The organism is Companilactobacillus hulinensis (assembly GCF_003946555.1).
Taxonomy (GTDB): Bacteria; Bacillota; Bacilli; order Lactobacillales; family Lactobacillaceae; genus Companilactobacillus; species Companilactobacillus hulinensis.
In genome coordinates this window covers 92,321-110,646 of sequence record NZ_RHOO01000005.1, presented here as the reverse complement: position 1 = coordinate 110,646, position 18,326 = coordinate 92,321, and the positions used below count along the sequence as shown (strand labels likewise).

Here is an 18,326-nt window from a genome sequence, read left to right as displayed (position 1 = left end):
TATTACACACTACAAATACTTATAACTAAAAAAACCTTATAAAGAAGAACAGCGCAAAGTAATTGAAATAAGAATATTATTTATCTAGCATCACAAACGTGTGTTCATATAATTGAGTTATTAAACTAAAAAAATCCATTAGTAATAGTTACCAGTTATAAGGGAATAACCTTGAAAAAAGCTAAAAAATTTGATATTATTTAGGAAGCAAAAAACAGTTACGGCTCCGTAATGCTTGTTTTGTTGGTGGGGAAAAAGCCAGACATAAGATCACTTATGTCTGGCTTTTTCTTTTTAATCTATACTTTTAATGATTGGCTCAGTTTTAAGACTATATGCCATAAATAACTTTCTTGTATTAGTTTTTTTGATAAATCCGTCATCCTTATTTTTTAAGATATATTCAATTAAAGATTGAAATTCAATATTATCAATACGTTCAATGTTCTCAATGAAAAATGCAAGTTTCACAGGAGCTTTTATACCGTCATCTAGTTCCAAGATTTCCACCAGTGTTTTTTCACTATACTCTTTCAATTTATCTTCAGCGGTTCTCGGAACATTTACATATTCTTTAATAACTTTCAAAGAATTAAATTTTTGAAGCCGCTTATTAAGTTTATTCTTATCCGATTCATTTAAACCTAGTTGCTTACCTATAAATCTAGAAACGGGTAAAGGCGACTGTACAGACATTGACATTATAAATTTCATTGCAATTTCAGTCGGCATTGGGCTCTCTCCAAGAAAATAGGATTTAACATAGTCAACATAATCTGGAAAACGATATAGATAACGATTATCGCCCAGTGCAACAACTAAATTCTTATTTTCTAATTCATGTGGTAAATTTTTCAAATCCACAAATGATGTTAGTACTTGTTTCAATTCACCTTTTTTACCTTTCACCTCAATTATTTTCTTAATTGCATTTTGATATTTCGATATTTCTAACGGTGAAAATCCTTGATTAACCTTAGAAATGGCAGAGAAAATCTTACTGTAATTGTCAGTTGATAATTGAGTATAGTGAACACCAAAGGGTGTATCCATCATAGATTCAGTAATATCACTCTTACCTGATTCATACTTCACAACACCTATTCTCTTCGCAGCTTCTTCAATCTCAAATGGCATATTATTTGCCAAATCAGTTAATAGTGATTGTACGTTCTTATCAGTTAATGAATAACCGATAAATAATATCGGTGACTCTGTTAAGAGACTAAGAATTTTGGCATTAACTATCGCAGATGTTCTTTCTAGTCCTTCATAATCCTTACTCGTAATTACTATAGAGTCAGGATTTTTAATTGATCCATGAATTTTATACAATTCATTTAAATCACCAGCGGGTTCAAATAGGCCCTGATTGCCTACTCTGACCTTGATTGCATTATTTAACTCTCTTTCAATAAAATCATCATAATTAGTGGTTACTATCAATCTTGCCTTTGAAAGCATAGACTTAAACAATCTCAACTCACTTTCTGCCTCATCATTTAATACCAAATCAGAAAATATCTCCGCAATTCTCGTCTTGAACGGTGAAATCCTTTTCCTGTGTGCAACTTCCGGAGTTAGGTTTTTTAATTTAACTTTCTCTGCATAAAAACTTGAATCAAATTGTTCTTCTAATTAATCGGCTAAGGTTGTATATATTTTAAATGTATCTTCTCCAAATCTATTTTCTAATTCGTGATATTTCGAAAAATAATTTTCACTTGCCTCAGATTCATCCCAAATCTTTTTCAATAAACTATCCCAAGTTGGCGCATTAGAAAAATAACGCTGTGTTATCCCAGAACCAATAAAAATTATTGGAAATTGGTTATTTTTTTTCAAATTCTCTAAGAATTCCAATTTAATTTTCTCCAACCTATTATTTTGAATTAAATATCTTAATGACGAACTTACAATACTTCACTTAACTGTATCACGGCTATCCTCTTTTTCTAAGCACTTTAGCTTAAATAACAAATATTAGATTAATCAACCCAAACATAAGCACAAAAAAATACCTTAACCAAAAAAATCAGGCTAAGGTATCAAATATCATATTTAATTAGAAATACTATCAATCAGTAAACAATCACTATAAGCGTAAAGACTTACACCTTTAATACACTCAAGCAATAACTGACAATATTATTCCCACTCGATTGTTGCTGGTGGCTTAGATGTAATATCATAAACTACACGGTTGACGTGGTCTACTTCGTTTACGATTCTAACTGAGATCTTTTGAAGTACATCCCAATCGATCTTAGCGAAGTCAGCTGTCATACCATCAATTGAGTTAACGGCACGAATTCCGATTGTATAATCGTATGTTCTACCATCACCCATAACACCAACTGAACGGAAGCCAGGTAATACTGTGAAGTATTGCCAAATCTTTTCGTCCAATCCGGCTTTTTTGATTTCATCACGGAGGATGTAGTCAGAATCACGAACGATTGCTAACTTATCTTCTGTAACTTCACCAATAACACGGATTCCAAGTCCAGGGCCTGGGAATGGTTGACGCCATACTAGATCATGAGGCATACCCAACTTCTCACCTAACTCACGAGTCTCATCTTTGAACAATGTTCTTAATGGTTCGATAAGTTTGAATTGCATGTCTTCTGGAAGTCCACCAACATTATGGTGAGACTTAATTGTTTGAGCTGTACTTGTACCACTTTCGATAACGTCAGTGTATAGAGTACCTTGTGCCAAGAATTCGATTCCGTGCAACTTAGTTGCTTCTTCATCGAAGACTTGAATGAACTCATTACCAATAATCTTACGTTTTGTTTCTGGATCAGAAACTCCAGCTAATTTGTCTAAGAAGCGTTTTTGAGCGTCAACTTTGATAATGTTCAAGCCAAACTTGCCTTCAAGACTAGCCATAACTTGATCGGCTTCACCCTTACGTAAAAGTCCATGATCAACGAAGATACTTGTTAGTTGTGTACCGATAGCCTTGTGTAACAAGACACCAACAACTGATGAATCAACACCACCAGATAGTCCTAAGATAACCTTCTTGTCACCAACAGTCTTGCGGATCTTCTCGATTTGTTGATCAATGAAGTCATCCATTGTCCAGTTAGCTTCAGCGCCACACACATCGAAGGCGAAGTGCTTCAAAATATCCATTCCATATTCTGTGTTACGTACCTCGGCATGGAATTGAACACCGTACATCTTGCGATTTACATCAGCAATAGATGAAATAGGTGCATTCTTACTTGTTGCTGTAACGGTGAATCCTTCTGGTGCTTCACGTACTAAGTCACCATGGCTCATCCAAACAACTTGTTCTTCAGGTAATCCCTTGAATAAGGCAGATTCTGTATCAGTAACTTTGATATCAGCCTTTCCGTATTCACGATTATCAGCGGATTCAACTTTTCCGCCCAAGTTGTAAGACATCAATTGCATACCGTAACAAATACCAAGCATAGGAATTCCTAGCTTATAAATGTCTTGGTCAATTGAGAAGGCATCTTTGTCATAAACTGAGTCTGGTCCACCTGACAAAATAATACCTTTTGGATTAATTTCTTTAATCTCAGCGGCAGTAATTGTATTTGGTAACAATTCTGAATAAATACCAATGTCACGAATCCGACGAGTGATCAATTGGTTGTATTGGCTACCATAATCCAAAACAATAATGCTGTCCGCATCTGGCCATTCTTTGCTCAAATCCATATCCCCCTAGTTTTAATTTATTCTATTGTATATGAAAAACTGCTATCTGTCATACTTTGAAAATGCTTTTTTAGTATTTTCTCAAAAGTATTGTATCAATTTGGTGATTTTCCGCCTTGTGCAGGATCAAATCAGCCCTCGTCATCGTTGGCTTGATGTAGTCACGCAAGTTGACGTAATTGATCTTATCCCACACATCACGCGCCATATCCAAAGCTTCATCTTCTGGAACTTGGGTATATTGATAATAGTAGGAATTAGGATCGTTTCTCGCCAAGTCCAACAAGGTCTCAAATCGATTCAGGAACCATTCTTCAATATCATCTACTTCAGCATCAATATAAATCGAGAAGTCAAAGAAGTCACTCGTATAAATATTGGTGTTCTGTGGCAATTGTAATACATTGATACCTTCGACAATCAAAATATCAGGATTCTCTACTTCTTCATGTCGATCTGGAATAATATCGTAGATATTGTGTGAATACAATGGATACGATATTGGACCATTCTTTGTTTTGACATCACTCAAAAATTGCAAAAGTTTGGGCATGTCATATGTTTCTGGAAAGCCCTTTTTATCCATTAAGTTACGTTCTTTTAACATCTTGCTAGGATAAAGAAATCCATCAGTTGTCATTTGCGATACATTGTATTGAGGATAAGCACGTTCTAACATTATCTTCAATAATCGAGCCGTCGTACTCTTCCCGACCGCAACAGATCCGGATACTCCAATGATAAATGGCACCTTTTTATTACTGCTATTCAAAAAATCACTTTTTAACTTAGTTAGTTTACGATAATTCTTCAAATAAATATGCAGCAAATGTCGAATCGGTGCGTAAATCGACTTAACATCATCAATTGATATTTCATCGTCCAAAGACTTGATCTTACGCAGTTCTCCGTCAGTTATTGCCTGCTTATTATATTCTCCGTGGAAATTTTCCCATTGCGCACGAGAAAATTTATTATAGTTAGATAAATTTTGCATATTACTAAACCTACTTAACAAGTTTTCTGGTATTCTTATATAGTATAGAACTTTTTAGAAGGAACTAATATATGAAAAAAATAGTATTATTTGGAGACTCGATCATGGCGGGATTTCATGATGGTGTTATGAGTGATATACTCACTGACGCTATTCAGAAAAAGTTCCCTAATGACGAAGTCGTGAATGTATCCATTCCTGGATACAAAACCAGTAATGCTGTGACACGTGTTGATCAGGATATCGTCGGTTTGAATCCAGATATTGTTGTTCTTGGATTCGGTGCTAACGACATTTCTATTGATGATGAGATCAAACCGGGCAAGTTCTCTTCCAACTTATCTACTATTATAAAGGAAATCGGTGCTTCAAAGGTAATCCTGCTTTCTCCACCATATACTGATTGGGTCAAGAATCCCAATCGCCCCTGGACCAGACAGTTACAATTTGAACTTGTGACCGAGCATCTCGCTAAGCAACTTGAGGTGTCTTACGTCGATCTCCTACATAAAATGGCGAATTGTACATCTGTTGATAATTTGTTGCAAAAAGATGGACTACACTTCACCAAAGATGGTTATATTCTCTTAGAGGATGCACTTGTACCAGAAATTAAAGCAACGCTAGTCAGACAAACTGAACTAGTGTCGAACTAAAGGAGCACTTTATGAATTTAAATATTCCTCAAAAATATTTTATTTTATCGTGCAATGAAAAGGGTAGTGTGCGAATTTTCAAAAATACCCGACGCAGAGCCTATTTAGCTGAAAGTTCTTTTTTCGACTTAGCTTTAAACGATATTATCGATCTAACTGACAACAGTGTCATTATTAACAAGGTTTTGCCTGATGGCAAGGAATACCTCAACGAGTTCTTCCAAATCATCAACAAAAACCAAGGAAAAAGCGTTACACACGTGCTTCGTGCCATGGCAACAAAGGAAAACATCACCAAGCAGATCTATAATGAAATCGGCGATTCACTAGTTGATAAAGTCGATGTTACTAAAGCTGTGACCGGAGTAGTCTTTAAAACTAACAACTATCTTCCTGACCATCGTGTCAAAGAAGACCTTGTTAGCGACGTAAGAAAAGAGTTCCTGAATACTGGCAGTAAAGTTTCACCTGAAACATTTGCCCTTTTAGCTACTCTTTATGGTAGTCATGATTTGAAGACATACTTCACACCGTTTGAGTTGAAGCAATTAAAATCTAATATTGAAGAAAACCAGGATGATCCAACTTATGAGAAGTTGTTTGAGTTATCCAAGCGTTTGAACCGGGTTATTCTTACTTTGTTAGGATAAGGAATCGAAGTCTATTGGCTTCGGTTTTTTTGTTTTTTGGTGTTCTATTTACGCTTCCGGTAACGAAAAATCCAACCTGCCGTGTGGACCGCTTCAAGCCAAGGTCTTGAAGCTCGACTTTAAGCTTTGCTTCGCAAATCTTAAAGCTCGTCCTGTGGCTTTCGCCACATTCACGGCAGGTCGGATTTTTTGTTCCCTGCAGCTAAATTTACTTCTACTTGGAAATTGGTCGTTTTCTCTCCCAACCTGAAAAATTTAAATATGTTTGGACATCATTTAATGACGCATCCTATGTCGGAGGTTGGAAGTGATAAGCCCGGCTGTGACAGTGTTGTAGAACGGTGGTCTTCCGTTCGTACAGCACAGGACGACTTTTGAAATCCGTGGCTTGTGCGGAGTTCAAAAGCGAGACTTCAGACCGTGGCTGAAGTCGGTCCCACAGCAGGACTTATCGCTTCCAACCGGAGACCACCCACCAAAATAATTATACTTTTCAACAAAATTTAAATAGTCATTAAAATCATTGCGCTGCATCCACCATGGTACGATAAAGGCGGGAAAATACGACCATGGAGTGCAATGTTATGAACAAAATAATAGTATCTACCATAGTGACTATCTTCTTCATCGCCCTGATTCCAGTAACTTTGCTGTTTTCGTCCGATGTAGCTGTTCGTGATCGTGCCTTTCGTGAAGCCACTACCGTCTTAGACCGTAATGACTCCGCCAAATATGGATATGATGCTTCTACCAAATCATATCTACAATCCCATCCCTACCTCAAACTAAAAAAGCTAACTGATTTCCAAGGCAGCGACGAAAAAGGGGCCTACTTTATTGGCGAAACCAAACAGAATACGACTTTCAAAATTTACGTGAAATTCGCCGCAAATCAAAATAGACTGGAAGATTACAATCCAGTCCTTCACATTGAAAAAATCGAATTAATGAGAAAAGCAGCCTCTTCAACTAAGAAGATGGCTGCTTTTTTGATGTGACTTAGTAATTAATTTTTAAACAAAATACTCATGAAACTACTCTTGATAATATAAACAAATTAGTCGTAAGAGCTGTGAATATTTACCTGTTGTGATAGTGGCATTAGACCTTTAGCTCTTACACCACCGAACGTGTTTGAAGACTTGTGATTTATCAAGGCTTCAAGCCGAGATTCAAGACCGCACTTCAGGCTCGAAGCGGTTCGCATAGCAGGTCAGATCTGTAGACGACTATTCTGTATAATATTTTTCCGGTACACGTTGCAACAATGGTGATAACTCACCAATTGTCGTAATTGTTAGTCTGTGCATGGCACGTGAGGCAATCGTGTAAACCAATTGTTGTTCATCCTCATCAAACTTATCCTTCGATGCATCCCACATAATAACCGCATCGAACTCCAAACCTTTAGCTAAGTATGATGGTAGAACCAAAGTACCAGTAGCCAAACGTTGATTTTCAGAACGAATCCAAGTTGCCTCTACTCCATTATCGTGCAACATTGACTGAACCTTTTCTGATTCTTCCAATGACTTGGTAATAATGGCAGTCGTGAAGTTCTTTTGATTATTCTTATCCAATTGTCCAATAACTTGTTGCAATGACTCAGCAACACTTTGTGCAGTCATGAGATTAGGCAAGTCACCCTCACGGTTAAATGGCTCGATTTTTTGACCATTTGTCAAAATAGCCTTGGTGTAATCAGTGATCTGCTTAGTTGAACGATATGAATGCGTCAATTGAACCACACGGGTTTCATCCGCATTGAACAATCCTTGAACTTCTGATAATAGTGTCTGACTGTTTTTCTTAGTGAAGATCGATTGATTCAGATCACCTAACATTGTGTAACGAGCTCTTGGGAACTTATCCTTCAAGTAAGCTAGCTGGAATGGTGTGTAATCTTGAATTTCGTCAATGAAGACAAACTTCATATCCAACTCGCCGTGCTTACCAGTTACCATGTCGTATAAGTACAAGTATGGGCTCAAGTTATCCATTGAGATCTGCTTGTTATTGAACAGGTCAACGAAGTCATCAACATATTGTTTCCATTGGTCGTTAGTAATCCCTTGTTTGCTCAAATCAGTGATTTTTGGCACTGACTTCAAGAAGTTAAGATAGTTGACTGAAACATTCAAGAATCTCAAGTGAATGATTTGGCTGTAAACCTTTTGCATAGCTGCCATAACTATCTTACGAGCTAGGAACCTGTGCTCTTCGTCACCATTCTTGAACTCTTGATCAGCAGTATTGTAGAGCATCTTCAATTGTTCCTGACTTAAGTCTTCAATCTGTTCAGAAACCCACTTTGAACGCATTTCTGCTCCAACTTTACGACGAAGCATCTTTTGTAGACGCTCAACCGTGGCATCTAGTCTGTTACCCAAGTTATATTGTGGACCAAAGCTGTAATAGATCTCCGCAATCTTTTCTTTTGGAATGAAGATATTACCTTGGAATTTAATATTCTTGAAGCTGACACCACTTTGATTAAGCAACTTACCGTAGTTTGTCAGAATCTTAAAGAATTCGATATCTGAAGCGAACTTCGAGATATTCTTCTTAACTGGATCTTCTTGTTTATCAAACTGTTGTGAAAGATTCTCAACTGAGATATTAGGCAGACGACGTGCTAAGTACTGGCTGTACGTCATTTGAACCATATTTTGTTCACCCATTTCTGGTAGAACATCTTGAATATAATCATTGAACAACATATTGGGACTGAACATAACAACTTGACTGGATGTTAAAGTACCACGATATCTATATAGTAAGAACGCAATACGTTGTAGGATTGCTGAAGTCTTACCAGAACCGGCAGCACCTTGAACAAACAACAACTTCGACTTAGTATCACGAATGATCTTGTTTTGTTCTGCCTGAATAGTCTTGACGATACCCTTCATATGAGTTGAAGATTTACCATCTAAGACTTCAAGTAACATCTGATCACCGATAGTTTCTTGAGTGTCGAAATAAGCTTGAATCTTGCCATTTTCAACTAGGAATTGACGTTTTAAGAATAAGTCGACATTCTGTAAACCATCTGGTGTCTGGTATTCAACATCGCCAAGCTTACCATCATAGTAAATACTAGAGATTGGAGCACGCCAATCATAAACTAGGAAATGGTCTGTCTTGTCAGTGAATGAAGTTAATCCGATATAAATCGTTTCACGCTTTGGTTCACCTTTTTCTTGGAAGTCCAATCTAGCGAAGAACGGATTCTTCTCTAGTTTTTTGAGAATTCCCAATCGTTGTTTGGATTGTTGCCAGCTGTTATTACGTTCGTCAAGCATCTGTTGCTGGGCATGGATCGACAATGCTGAATCCATTGAGATCGCATCACCATCCATACCAACATGAATATCATCGAAGGCACCGTTAATGACTTTCAAGTCATCTTCGGCAATATCGATATGTTCTTGAAGTTTCTTTTCAGAGACCTTGATCTTTTCAACCACATCATCGAGGTGGTCCTGCTCGATCATTTTTTCATCTAATTGCTTAATTTCAGATTTTTCTGTCATATTAACCTCGAAATTTTTAGTTAAATAATATTACCATTTTTATAGGAAGAATTCAAAAATTATAACTTATCAGAACACCCTGAAACGTTGATATACCACACTCTATTATTTGACATTTTTTATTGAAAATTTCATACATTTTGTATACTCTGCCTGCTATAATATGGTCAAATAATACTTGGAGATGATTCCGATGCAATCACAAATTTATCCATATTTTGCTTTTAAGAATACCAAAGAAGCCATTGAATACTACCAAAACGTCTTCGGTGCAACTGATGTTTATCGCTTAAGCCCACAACCTGAACAAGCCAAGCAATTTGGTCTTCCTGAGGGTGCGGACCTAGAAAGTATGACAATGCATGCTGGGTTCACTATTCTCGGTATGAAAGTGGAGTGTGCTGACGCCTTCACTGGTAACGCTGAACCATCTGGACAAATCTCACTATTGTTAGATATCAATAGCGAAGATCCAGAGAGTGCAAAGGCCGCTGATGAATTCTACAAACACTTGGAAGAATCAGGACAAGTCGACATTACTATGCCATTTGAAGAACAATTCTGGGGTGGTAAAATGGGTGGTTTCACTGACAAATATGGTATTAATTGGATGTTGCATACATCCCCTTGGTCACAAAGTGTTGATCACTCGTAAGGCTTATTAAATATCTGATGCCATGTTTTAACATCTTCAAGCATTTACGTATTACACACAAAAATGGAGTTAACTCAATAACAACGGGTTAACTCCATTTTTTAATGTAAAAATATATTACTCACTATTCAACCATAGCCAATCCATCGGCATCCAGAATCTTGATCAAAGTATTAGACTTCTTCTCAATCAATTCATCTTTGGCTAGTGAACTTAGCTTACGACTGATTGTTTCGGGAGTTGTTCCCAAGTATGTTGCGATATCTTTTTTCTTCAATGGCAACTCGAACTCTTCTTGTTTCAAACCAGCACTAGTTTCTAACAAATAACTAGCGAGTCGGCTCTCAACACTTGAAGTTGCAGCTTCAGTAGTCTGTTGCTCAAGTTGTACGATACGTTGTCCAAAGGCATTGACCATATTAACAGCTAGTTCTGGTGATGATTTCATCAATTTTTGGAAATCACTACGTCTGATTTGGCAAACATCGGTAGGCATCAGAGCTTGTGCGAAACTAGTACGATCTTCGTTACTGAAAAGTGCGGCCTCTCCGTCAAAATCACCAGTCTGCAGGATTCTCAACATTTGTTCTTTACCATTGGTAGCAATTTGAAATACTTTTGCTTGTCCATGGGCAACAATTGTCAAAGTATCAGCGGGATCGCCAGCTTGATAAATGTATTCGCCACTCTCAAAGTGCTTGTCATTAACTAGTGATGCGACTGTTTTAGTATCCTCTTCAGAAAGTGATTGGAAAATTGTGACTAATTCCACACAATCCTCAGCTGTGTGATTATGAGCTAGATGTGCCATGTTGTTCCTCTTTTCATTTTGTACTTTTTGTCTTCATATTTAATAATTTATAAATCATCTATTTTGATAGTAATTCTTTTAAACAACTATTCAAAGGATATTGCCTAACCTTCAGCTAAGAAGTACCTAAGTGGAAGTGGCAATCTGTCTGTATATAGCAATAGAAGGACCGATTAGGCCCTTCTATTAACTTTTGTATCGGAACTTTTTATTTTTATTCGGTTCTGAAACGAGTTGCGGGGAGACAAACCTCTACGCTTACTACGATTAACAACTTTGCTACTTCGTAGCAAAATCGTCAATCTAGGTAATGCTCAAGGTCTGACCGTCTCCCCTCCACTCTCTAGTCTTCGTCGTCCTCATCATCGTCTTCTTCAAATCCTGCCTTAGCATCATTACCAAGTAAAGCTTGATAAATACGGATTTGGTGATTATTCCAGCCAAGTAATTCAACTAGAACTTGTGCCATGAATGGGCGATCTTCATTTTGTGCCAACTTGATTGCGCGTGTGACAAACATATTGTCAGTTGCAAAATCATTAACTACTGTTTGAATCATGCTTTCAGCATCCAAATACTTGTTAGCACCATTTTCTTCGATCATTGTGTAGTCTGAGTATTCCTTCATTGTTGATGGTGGCAACTCGCCTTCATCTAACAATTGGTCAGCAATCTTGTCGAACCAAGCGTTATTTTCATCAATTGTATCACTCAAAACTGCTTTGTAATTCTCAGCGTTTGGTCCTTTAACGAACCACTTTAGTTGGTGCAACTTAACGTTTATATATGCGTGATTAGAAACGATGTGTCCTGTCATAGCACCTGCTGTTGGTTTGTGGTGATCAGCGTCAGCTTGTTTTTGTTCTGCGGCAAACTTCTCGTCAATTGTTAATTCTGTCATTATGCAATCTCCTTTGTCTTGATCTTCTTAACTTCATAACCTAATTCAGTAATAACTTTACCTAAATCTTCACCTGAAACTTTTGATTGATCAATGTCAGCTTTTACTTTACCTGCATTGAACATAACTTTTACATCTGAAACTCCGTCTTGATTTGAAACGGCCTTTTGAATTTTTGTCATACATGATGGGCATGTTAATTCGCCTAATTGTAATACTACTTTTGCCATATTTAAGTTCCTCCTAAATCTCTTTAACTAACTTACAAGTCATATGATAGTTTGCTTTATGCTGTCTTAACTTGATTTACATCAAGTTTTGGAGCTTTTTTAAAAGATTTTATTCTCAACAATCTCATAGCGTTGAAAATAACGATCAAGATACTGAATTCGTGGACAAACATTCCACTTGCCATGTGAATAACACCTACTAATAGACCAATTAGTAATAGTGCGACGGTACCTACGGCAATAATGATATTTTCTTGTGTATTAGCAACTGTCTTCTTAGCCAATACATAAGCATGTGCTAGTGCATCGAAGCTTGATTTAACTAGAACAACATCGGCTGTTTCGATAGCAACATCTGTACCTGTACCCATACCAATTCCGATATCGGCTGTAGCTAGTGATGGTGAATCATTGATACCATCCCCAACGAAGGCTACATGATGTCCTTCATCAGTAAACTTCTTAACGAAATCAACTTTTTGTTCAGGTAACAATTCTGCATGTACTTCATCGATAGGTAATCTGTCAGCGACATGTTGTGCAGAAGTTTTATTATCACCAGTAAGCATTACAACACGCTTGATACCGGCTTTTTTAAGAGCTGTTAATCCTTCAAAGGCATCTGATCTAAGTTGATCATTAACACCAACGACGAGCTTCAATTCTTTATTTACAGCCATCAAGACGATTGAATCACCTTGGTTAACACGTGTATCCATAGCTTTTCTTGCTTCATCACTAATAACAACATTATTAGCTTTCATTAGACGTTCATTACCAACTAAGATATCAGCGTCAGCACTCTGCAATCCTTGACCTTTGACAGTGTCTAGTTCTGGAAGATCTGATGCTGCTTTAACATTTTCGCCAGTGATATACTTGACGATTGCACGACCCAATGGGTGATCTGATGTTCCTTCAACGGCACTTAGTAATGCCATATCTGATTCCTTGTCACTACCAAAGTGAGTCAATTCTGTAACGCTCATTTGACCAGTTGTTAGAGTACCAGTCTTATCGAGAACTAATGTATCAACTTTTGAGAAGGTATTTACAGCGTTTCCACCCTTCATCAAGATACCATTTTTAGCACCATTACCAATTCCAGCAACGTTTGAAACAGGAGCACCGATAACCAAAGCACCAGGGCATCCAAGAACTAGAACTGTGATAGCTAGTGGGAAGTCTTGTGTGAATATCCAAACCAGAATACCGATAATTAGAACTGCTGGTGTGTAATATGTAGCGAACTTATCAATGAACTTAGCAGCAGGAGAAGCACTATCTTGAGCTTCTTCAACAAGTTCAATGATTTTACCAAATGTTGTATCTTCACCGACTGAAGTTGTTTCAACGGTGATAGTACCATTATCTGTAAGTGAACCGGCAAATACCTTATCACCAATAGATTTTTCAACTGGTGTTGATTCACCAGTGATTGAAGCTTCATTCATATATCCTTTTCCTTCGACGATCACACCATCGACAGGAATTTGACCACCGGGTTTAACAATTACGTGGTCCCCTTCATCAACGTCATCAACGTCAACTGTTGAAACATTTCCATCTTCATCAACCACTTCTGCGGTTGTTGGAGCCATTTTTGTAAGATTCTTAACAGAGGAACGAGTCTTTTGTAGAGTTCTTTGTTCCAGGTAACTACCGAATAAGAACAAGAATGTAACTACGGCTGATTCTTCATATTCACCAATAACGAAAGCACCGATAACAGCAATCGTTACAAGCAATTCAATACTGATAACCTTGTTCATCAGAGCTGTCCAAGCATGTAAGAATACTGGAATAGCACCGATGATACTTGCGATGATCATCGCTGGTGTTTCCACCATTGGTAAGTGTAAAAACTTTGCGGCGAAGCTGATCACGATTAAAATTGCGATTGCCGCAGTCATTCTATTTTGATTTTTTTGAACCCATATATTAAATTTCATATTGTCTTTCCTCCTAAGCACAAATACATTGTATTAGGTTTGAAGATAGTTCAACTTGATTCAGGTCAAGTTTTGAAAGAAAGTGAAAAAGTTTTCGAATACGCTAAAAGATAATTAGTCTCGATTTACTTTATCTATTAAATTATTGGCATACATCCCTAATGACATCCATCAGTGTCTTCAATTCATTTGTCATAACCTGATCTTTGCAATAAGCCAAACTGATGTATGCCGTGGGGAATATCTTATTCTGAAACTTCATTGGAACAATATCTTCATGCTCTCCAATCAAATCTGAGACAAATCCTAAATCATCATTATTCCGAATAAGTTGCAATACCAGATCAGTATTATCACTTTGAAAAGTCACCTTTGGTTGCGAATCTACCATGATGTTGTTAAATACTTCGTGACTCAAATATGAATCGTTCAATGTTATGAAGTTATATTGGAATATATCTTGCCAAGATATCAACTCTTTAGAAGCCAGTGGATGTTTCTTGCGTGCCCAAATGTTGAAGTGAAACTCATTCAACTTCTCCATCTGAAGTTTATTATTGTTACTATCCTCAACTGAACCAATTAATGCCAAATCAACTGTCCCATCATTTAACATATTTATTAATACTTTGGAACCTTCTTCTTCAACTTCAAGTTCATTCAGTAACTTCTTATCTAATAATTTCTTAGCGATAATAGGAAAGTATCTTTCACTAATCGACGACTCAATGCCTAATCTTATATGATGATTTTTCAGCCGTTCAATTAATTCCAATCCACTATTCCAACTAGCCAAGACTTCATTCGCCGTGACTAATAATTGTTGTCCACTAGGTGTTAACAACAAGGTTTTTGAGTGGACCTGACGGATAATCAAGTGTGTCTCTAATTGATCTTCCATTCGTTTAATAGCTTGTGAAATAGTTGGCTGACTAACTTGATAATCATATGCTGTTTGAGTAAAACTCTGTGTTTGAACCAGATGCTGAAAATATTGTAAATCACGTATATTCATAATTTCTCCATAAGTAAATGTAATAGTAATTCACCTTTTGACTATATTTTATCAGCAATGATAGCATCTAAACATTACATTTATTAATCATTGGAGTGATATTTTGAAAGAAAAAGTTTGGCGCAGAAATTTAATAATCTTATGGTTCGGTGCCTTCATGTCAGAAGGCGCAATCTCCATAATTGTCCCAATAATGCCATTATTTTTGAGAACACTAGGAAATTACTCAGGAAAAGAAGTCAACTTGCTTACAGGCCTGATTTTCTCCATTACCTTTTTAGTTAAGGCAGTCATTTCACCACTTTGGGGTAAAATATCAGATCAAAAAGGACACAAGCCCATGTTGTTAAAGGCCTCCGGAGGACTAGCTTTTTGTTGTCTATTAATCGCAGTGGCACCTAATATTCTGATTATTTTTATTGCTCGAGCAATTCAAGGTGTCTTCTCAGGTTATATCAATAATTCTGAATCGATGATTGCCAGCCAAGCTCCTGCTAGTAAAAGTGGTCTTGCCCTTGGAACACTTGCGACCGGTGATACTGCCGGATTATTGCTTGGACCAATTATTGGTGGTGTTTTGGCAACATTCTTCGGATTCAGAGGAACATTCTTGATTGCGGCATTACTGATGGCTACCGTATTCATCTTGAGTTTGGTTCTCGTCAAAGAAGACTTTCATCCAGTTCCCAAAAAATCTGTTCTTGGAATTGTTGAGACCCTGCGTGCACAGAAACTCCCCCAAGTTATTATTATTGTTTTCATCATTACTATGTTAATTCAGGCAACCAACAATGCCGTTAATCCTATTATTAGTATGTACTTGAGTAAGATATTACATAATCCTAGCAATTTGACGTTGATAAGTGGATTAGTTTCAGCTCTCCCCGGAATTGCAACCGTACTTTCGGCCACTTACTTAGGACATCTAGGCGATCGATTCGGACAAACCAAACTGTTGGGCTGGGCACTATTCATCGGAACCATCACTTACATCCCACAAATATTCATTACCAATATTTGGATATTTAGCATTTTGAGATTTCTAACAGGATTCTCCATCGCTGCATTATTGCCATCAGCACAAGCAATCCTTACTCAGAATACTGATCACAAATCACTTGGTAGAATCTTCAGTTATAATCAGACCTTTCAAGCACTGGGAAACGTCTTCGGAATGATGCTCAGTAGTATTGTTTCTGCTTATTTGGGATATGCCAGTATGTTTTTGTTCGTTGTTATCTTGGAATTGATTGGTTTGTTACTAGCTCCATTCACAAGAACAAATAAGCATCTTAAAGTTAAAACATCCTCCAGGTAGCCAATTACGAAACATCAAAAAAAGAGACAAGCCTAAGCTTGCCCCATCTAATCATTAATTTTTTAAATAAGTTCCACGTAAGAGAATTATCCATAATAGCAATACTGTCACACCAATAATTACCAAGATACCACTGTCGCTATTACCAGTCTGTGGCAATATTGTCATTGCAGTGTCACTAGCTTTATCTTTAGCAACTTGTGTCACATTGCCACTTTGAATCGACTTCAGATCACCAGATAAATCACTCAAATCGTCAATCATTCCTGGAATATCAGAACTATTGACCAACTTGGATAAATCTAATGAGGATAATCCATCGAAGTCCAAGTTGAAATTGAGTAATGAATCCAATCCAAAATCAGGACTATTCAGACTAAGCTGTGCTGGTATCAACTTGCTCAAGTCACCCAAGTTATCGACATTGAAGCTAAACTTCAAATAATCGTTATCACCCTTAGTGTATTTCAGAATATTATTTGGATCGACCGTCTTGTTATTGACCATGTTAACGTTAACGGCTGAATCGCCTAACTTCTTATTATAGGCAATTGTCATAACAACATTATAAGTCCCATCACTATTAGGAGTAATCGTTGCAGTATTAGTTAGGAAGTTAGATGCAGCTGAACCAGTTCCATCATTCTTTACAACCTTATAAGTAACTGATTGTCCATCACTAGTTTTGGAAATATTGGTACTAGTGTTAGTTTTCGGATTCTCAATCAAGATATCCTTCGACGATGAAGAATCTGTATCATCAGATGTAACTGGTGTCGTTGTTGAAGCAGTTGCACCAGTCGCATCCTTAGTCATATTAGTGATTGACTTCAAATTATCAAGCAAAGTACTTCTATCTCTAGTACCACCAGATGCAGTCGCAGTGTCAAAACTAAAGTCAACATTTGACTTAGTCATTTCGATATCCAAAACTTTAGTCTTAGATTCAACCGTACCGGCAATACGATTATTTAAAGCATCCAAACTATTAACGTTAAAACTAATATCACGGTAAGTTCTTCCACCATCATCATAATCAGATGATACAACTGGTGTTTGACCATCAATAGATGAAACATCGAATGTCTTCAACTTTGGAACTTGAATCGTCAATGTAACCTTGTAAGTTCCATCAGTATTCTGTGAAACATTCGCTGACTTTGTGAAATATCCACCGTTCAAATCAAGTTCATCAGTTCCTGATTTGTATACATCATACGAAATAGCTTGTGAATCTTTATCCTCCGTTGTAGCACGTACAACTTGGATATTTGATGCTGTTGTCAAATCAGACGCAGTTATAGTAGAAACTCCCCCGAGTAATATAATTGCGGCCAAGATTTTGACAAGACCCCTCTTCATAATATCGCCTCCCCAAATCTACAGTAATTTTATCATAATCTAATTTATAAAGTTATTATATTCTATTGTATTAGTAAGCTAACATTATATCATTTGATTTATATCAAGAAAATTAATTTACTTTGTTTTTGGGTCTCCGGTTTGAAATGCTGGAGCCTGCTGTGTGGACCGACCTCAGCCAAAAAACGGTCTGAGATCTCACTTTTGAACTCCGAAACCCACGGATTTCAAAAGATGTCCTGTGCTGTAAGAACGGTATAAATCACCGTCCTAACACCACTGCCACTGCTGACTCCAGCATTTCAAACCTACGACTGATTCTATTACCTTACATATAGGTATTCTTGAACAGCAGTAGAAAGGTGCAACACTAGTTGGAGATTACGATAAATTTTATTGACCGTGAAGGTGGCGTTGAACGGTGTACTTCCGTTCTTACACCACGAGACGAGCTTGGAGATTTGCGGAGCAAAGCTTCAAGTCGAGATTCCAGACCGCACCTTGGCTGGAATCGGTCTCCACGGTCAATAAAACTTTA

At 37.1% G+C, this 18,326-nt stretch carries 16 protein-coding genes; 5 read left to right on the top strand and 11 right to left on the bottom strand.

Annotation, left to right across the window (positions count from 1 at the left end; translation table 11 throughout):
* Window positions 1-294: 294 nt before the first annotated feature.
* The 4 genes from EKM66_RS04700 to coaA form a co-directional block, all read right to left on the bottom strand.
* On the bottom strand, window positions 295-1,512 hold the full coding sequence (locus EKM66_RS04700; RefSeq protein ID WP_125762190.1) for an SIR2 family protein: 1,218 nt from the start codon (window positions 1,510-1,512) through the stop codon (window positions 295-297).
* A gap of 126 nt (window positions 1,513-1,638) precedes the next feature.
* On the bottom strand, window positions 1,639-1,863 hold the full coding sequence (locus EKM66_RS04695) for an SIR2 family protein (protein WP_125762188.1): 225 nt from the start codon (window positions 1,861-1,863) through the stop codon (window positions 1,639-1,641).
* Between the two features lie 285 nt (window positions 1,864-2,148).
* Window positions 2,149-3,705, bottom strand: coding sequence for a glutamine-hydrolyzing GMP synthase (guaA, locus tag EKM66_RS04690; RefSeq protein ID WP_125762186.1), 1,557 nt, complete (start codon window positions 3,703-3,705; stop codon window positions 2,149-2,151).
* Between the two features lie 70 nt (window positions 3,706-3,775).
* Window positions 3,776-4,702 (bottom strand): type I pantothenate kinase, encoded by a 927-nt coding sequence (gene coaA / locus EKM66_RS04685; protein WP_125762184.1) that lies wholly within the window; start codon window positions 4,700-4,702, stop codon window positions 3,776-3,778.
* A 71-nt stretch (window positions 4,703-4,773) separates the two neighbouring features.
* Here coaA and EKM66_RS04680 point away from each other — a divergent pair, with 71 nt between their 5' ends.
* The 3 genes from EKM66_RS04680 to EKM66_RS04670 all read left to right on the top strand — a co-directional run bounded on the left by EKM66_RS04680 (window position 4,774) and on the right by EKM66_RS04670 (window position 7,006).
* Window positions 4,774-5,358, top strand: coding sequence for an SGNH/GDSL hydrolase family protein (locus tag EKM66_RS04680; protein WP_125762182.1), 585 nt, complete (start codon window positions 4,774-4,776; stop codon window positions 5,356-5,358).
* Between the two features lie 11 nt (window positions 5,359-5,369).
* Entirely contained in the window at window positions 5,370-6,008 is a 639-nt protein-coding gene (locus tag EKM66_RS04675; RefSeq protein WP_125762180.1) for a GPP34 family phosphoprotein, read from the top strand.
* Window positions 6,009-6,592: 584 nt separating this feature from the next.
* On the top strand, window positions 6,593-7,006 hold the full coding sequence (locus tag EKM66_RS04670; protein WP_125762178.1) for a hypothetical protein: 414 nt from the start codon (window positions 6,593-6,595) through the stop codon (window positions 7,004-7,006).
* 231 nt (window positions 7,007-7,237) lie between these two features.
* Here the strand turns inward: EKM66_RS04670 and helD are convergent, their stop codons facing one another.
* Window positions 7,238-9,544: an RNA polymerase recycling motor HelD gene (helD, locus tag EKM66_RS04665; protein ID WP_125762176.1), complete on the bottom strand. Its 2,307-nt coding sequence runs from the start codon at window positions 9,542-9,544 to the stop codon at window positions 7,238-7,240.
* A 193-nt stretch (window positions 9,545-9,737) separates the two neighbouring features.
* Here helD and EKM66_RS04660 point away from each other — a divergent pair, with 193 nt between their 5' ends.
* Window positions 9,738-10,199 (top strand): VOC family protein, encoded by a 462-nt coding sequence (locus EKM66_RS04660; protein WP_125762175.1) that lies wholly within the window; start codon window positions 9,738-9,740, stop codon window positions 10,197-10,199.
* 124 nt (window positions 10,200-10,323) lie between these two features.
* On the opposite strand, the gene EKM66_RS04655 is transcribed toward EKM66_RS04660, so the two are convergent.
* From EKM66_RS04655 to EKM66_RS04635, 5 genes are all read right to left on the bottom strand, one after another.
* Entirely contained in the window at window positions 10,324-11,010 is a 687-nt protein-coding gene (locus EKM66_RS04655; RefSeq protein WP_125762173.1) for a Crp/Fnr family transcriptional regulator, read from the bottom strand.
* Between the two features lie 343 nt (window positions 11,011-11,353).
* Entirely contained in the window at window positions 11,354-11,911 is a 558-nt protein-coding gene (locus tag EKM66_RS04650) for a ferritin-like domain-containing protein (protein ID WP_125762171.1), read from the bottom strand.
* Window positions 11,911-12,141, bottom strand: coding sequence for a heavy-metal-associated domain-containing protein (locus tag EKM66_RS04645; RefSeq protein WP_125762169.1), 231 nt, complete (start codon window positions 12,139-12,141; stop codon window positions 11,911-11,913). Before EKM66_RS04645 ends, EKM66_RS04650 begins: the two co-directional genes overlap by 1 nt.
* Window positions 12,142-12,197: 56 nt before the next feature.
* The gene (locus tag EKM66_RS04640; protein WP_125762167.1) at window positions 12,198-14,093 is read right to left on the bottom strand and encodes a heavy metal translocating P-type ATPase; all 1,896 of its coding nucleotides are present in this window, start codon (window positions 14,091-14,093) and stop codon (window positions 12,198-12,200) included.
* A gap of 142 nt (window positions 14,094-14,235) precedes the next feature.
* Window positions 14,236-15,108, bottom strand: a complete 873-nt coding sequence (locus EKM66_RS04635; RefSeq protein WP_125762165.1) for a LysR family transcriptional regulator — start codon at window positions 15,106-15,108, stop codon at window positions 14,236-14,238.
* Window positions 15,109-15,211: 103 nt separating this feature from the next.
* On the opposite strand from EKM66_RS04635, the gene EKM66_RS04630 reads away from it, so the two are divergent.
* Window positions 15,212-16,426 (top strand): MFS transporter, encoded by a 1,215-nt coding sequence (locus EKM66_RS04630; RefSeq protein ID WP_125762163.1) that lies wholly within the window; start codon window positions 15,212-15,214, stop codon window positions 16,424-16,426.
* 54 nt (window positions 16,427-16,480) lie between these two features.
* Here the strand turns inward: EKM66_RS04630 and EKM66_RS04625 are convergent, their stop codons facing one another.
* A complete protein-coding gene (locus EKM66_RS04625; RefSeq protein WP_125762161.1) occupies window positions 16,481-17,788 on the bottom strand; it encodes an LPXTG cell wall anchor domain-containing protein in 1,308 nt (435 codons plus the stop codon).
* Window positions 17,789-18,326: the final 538 nt, after the last annotated feature.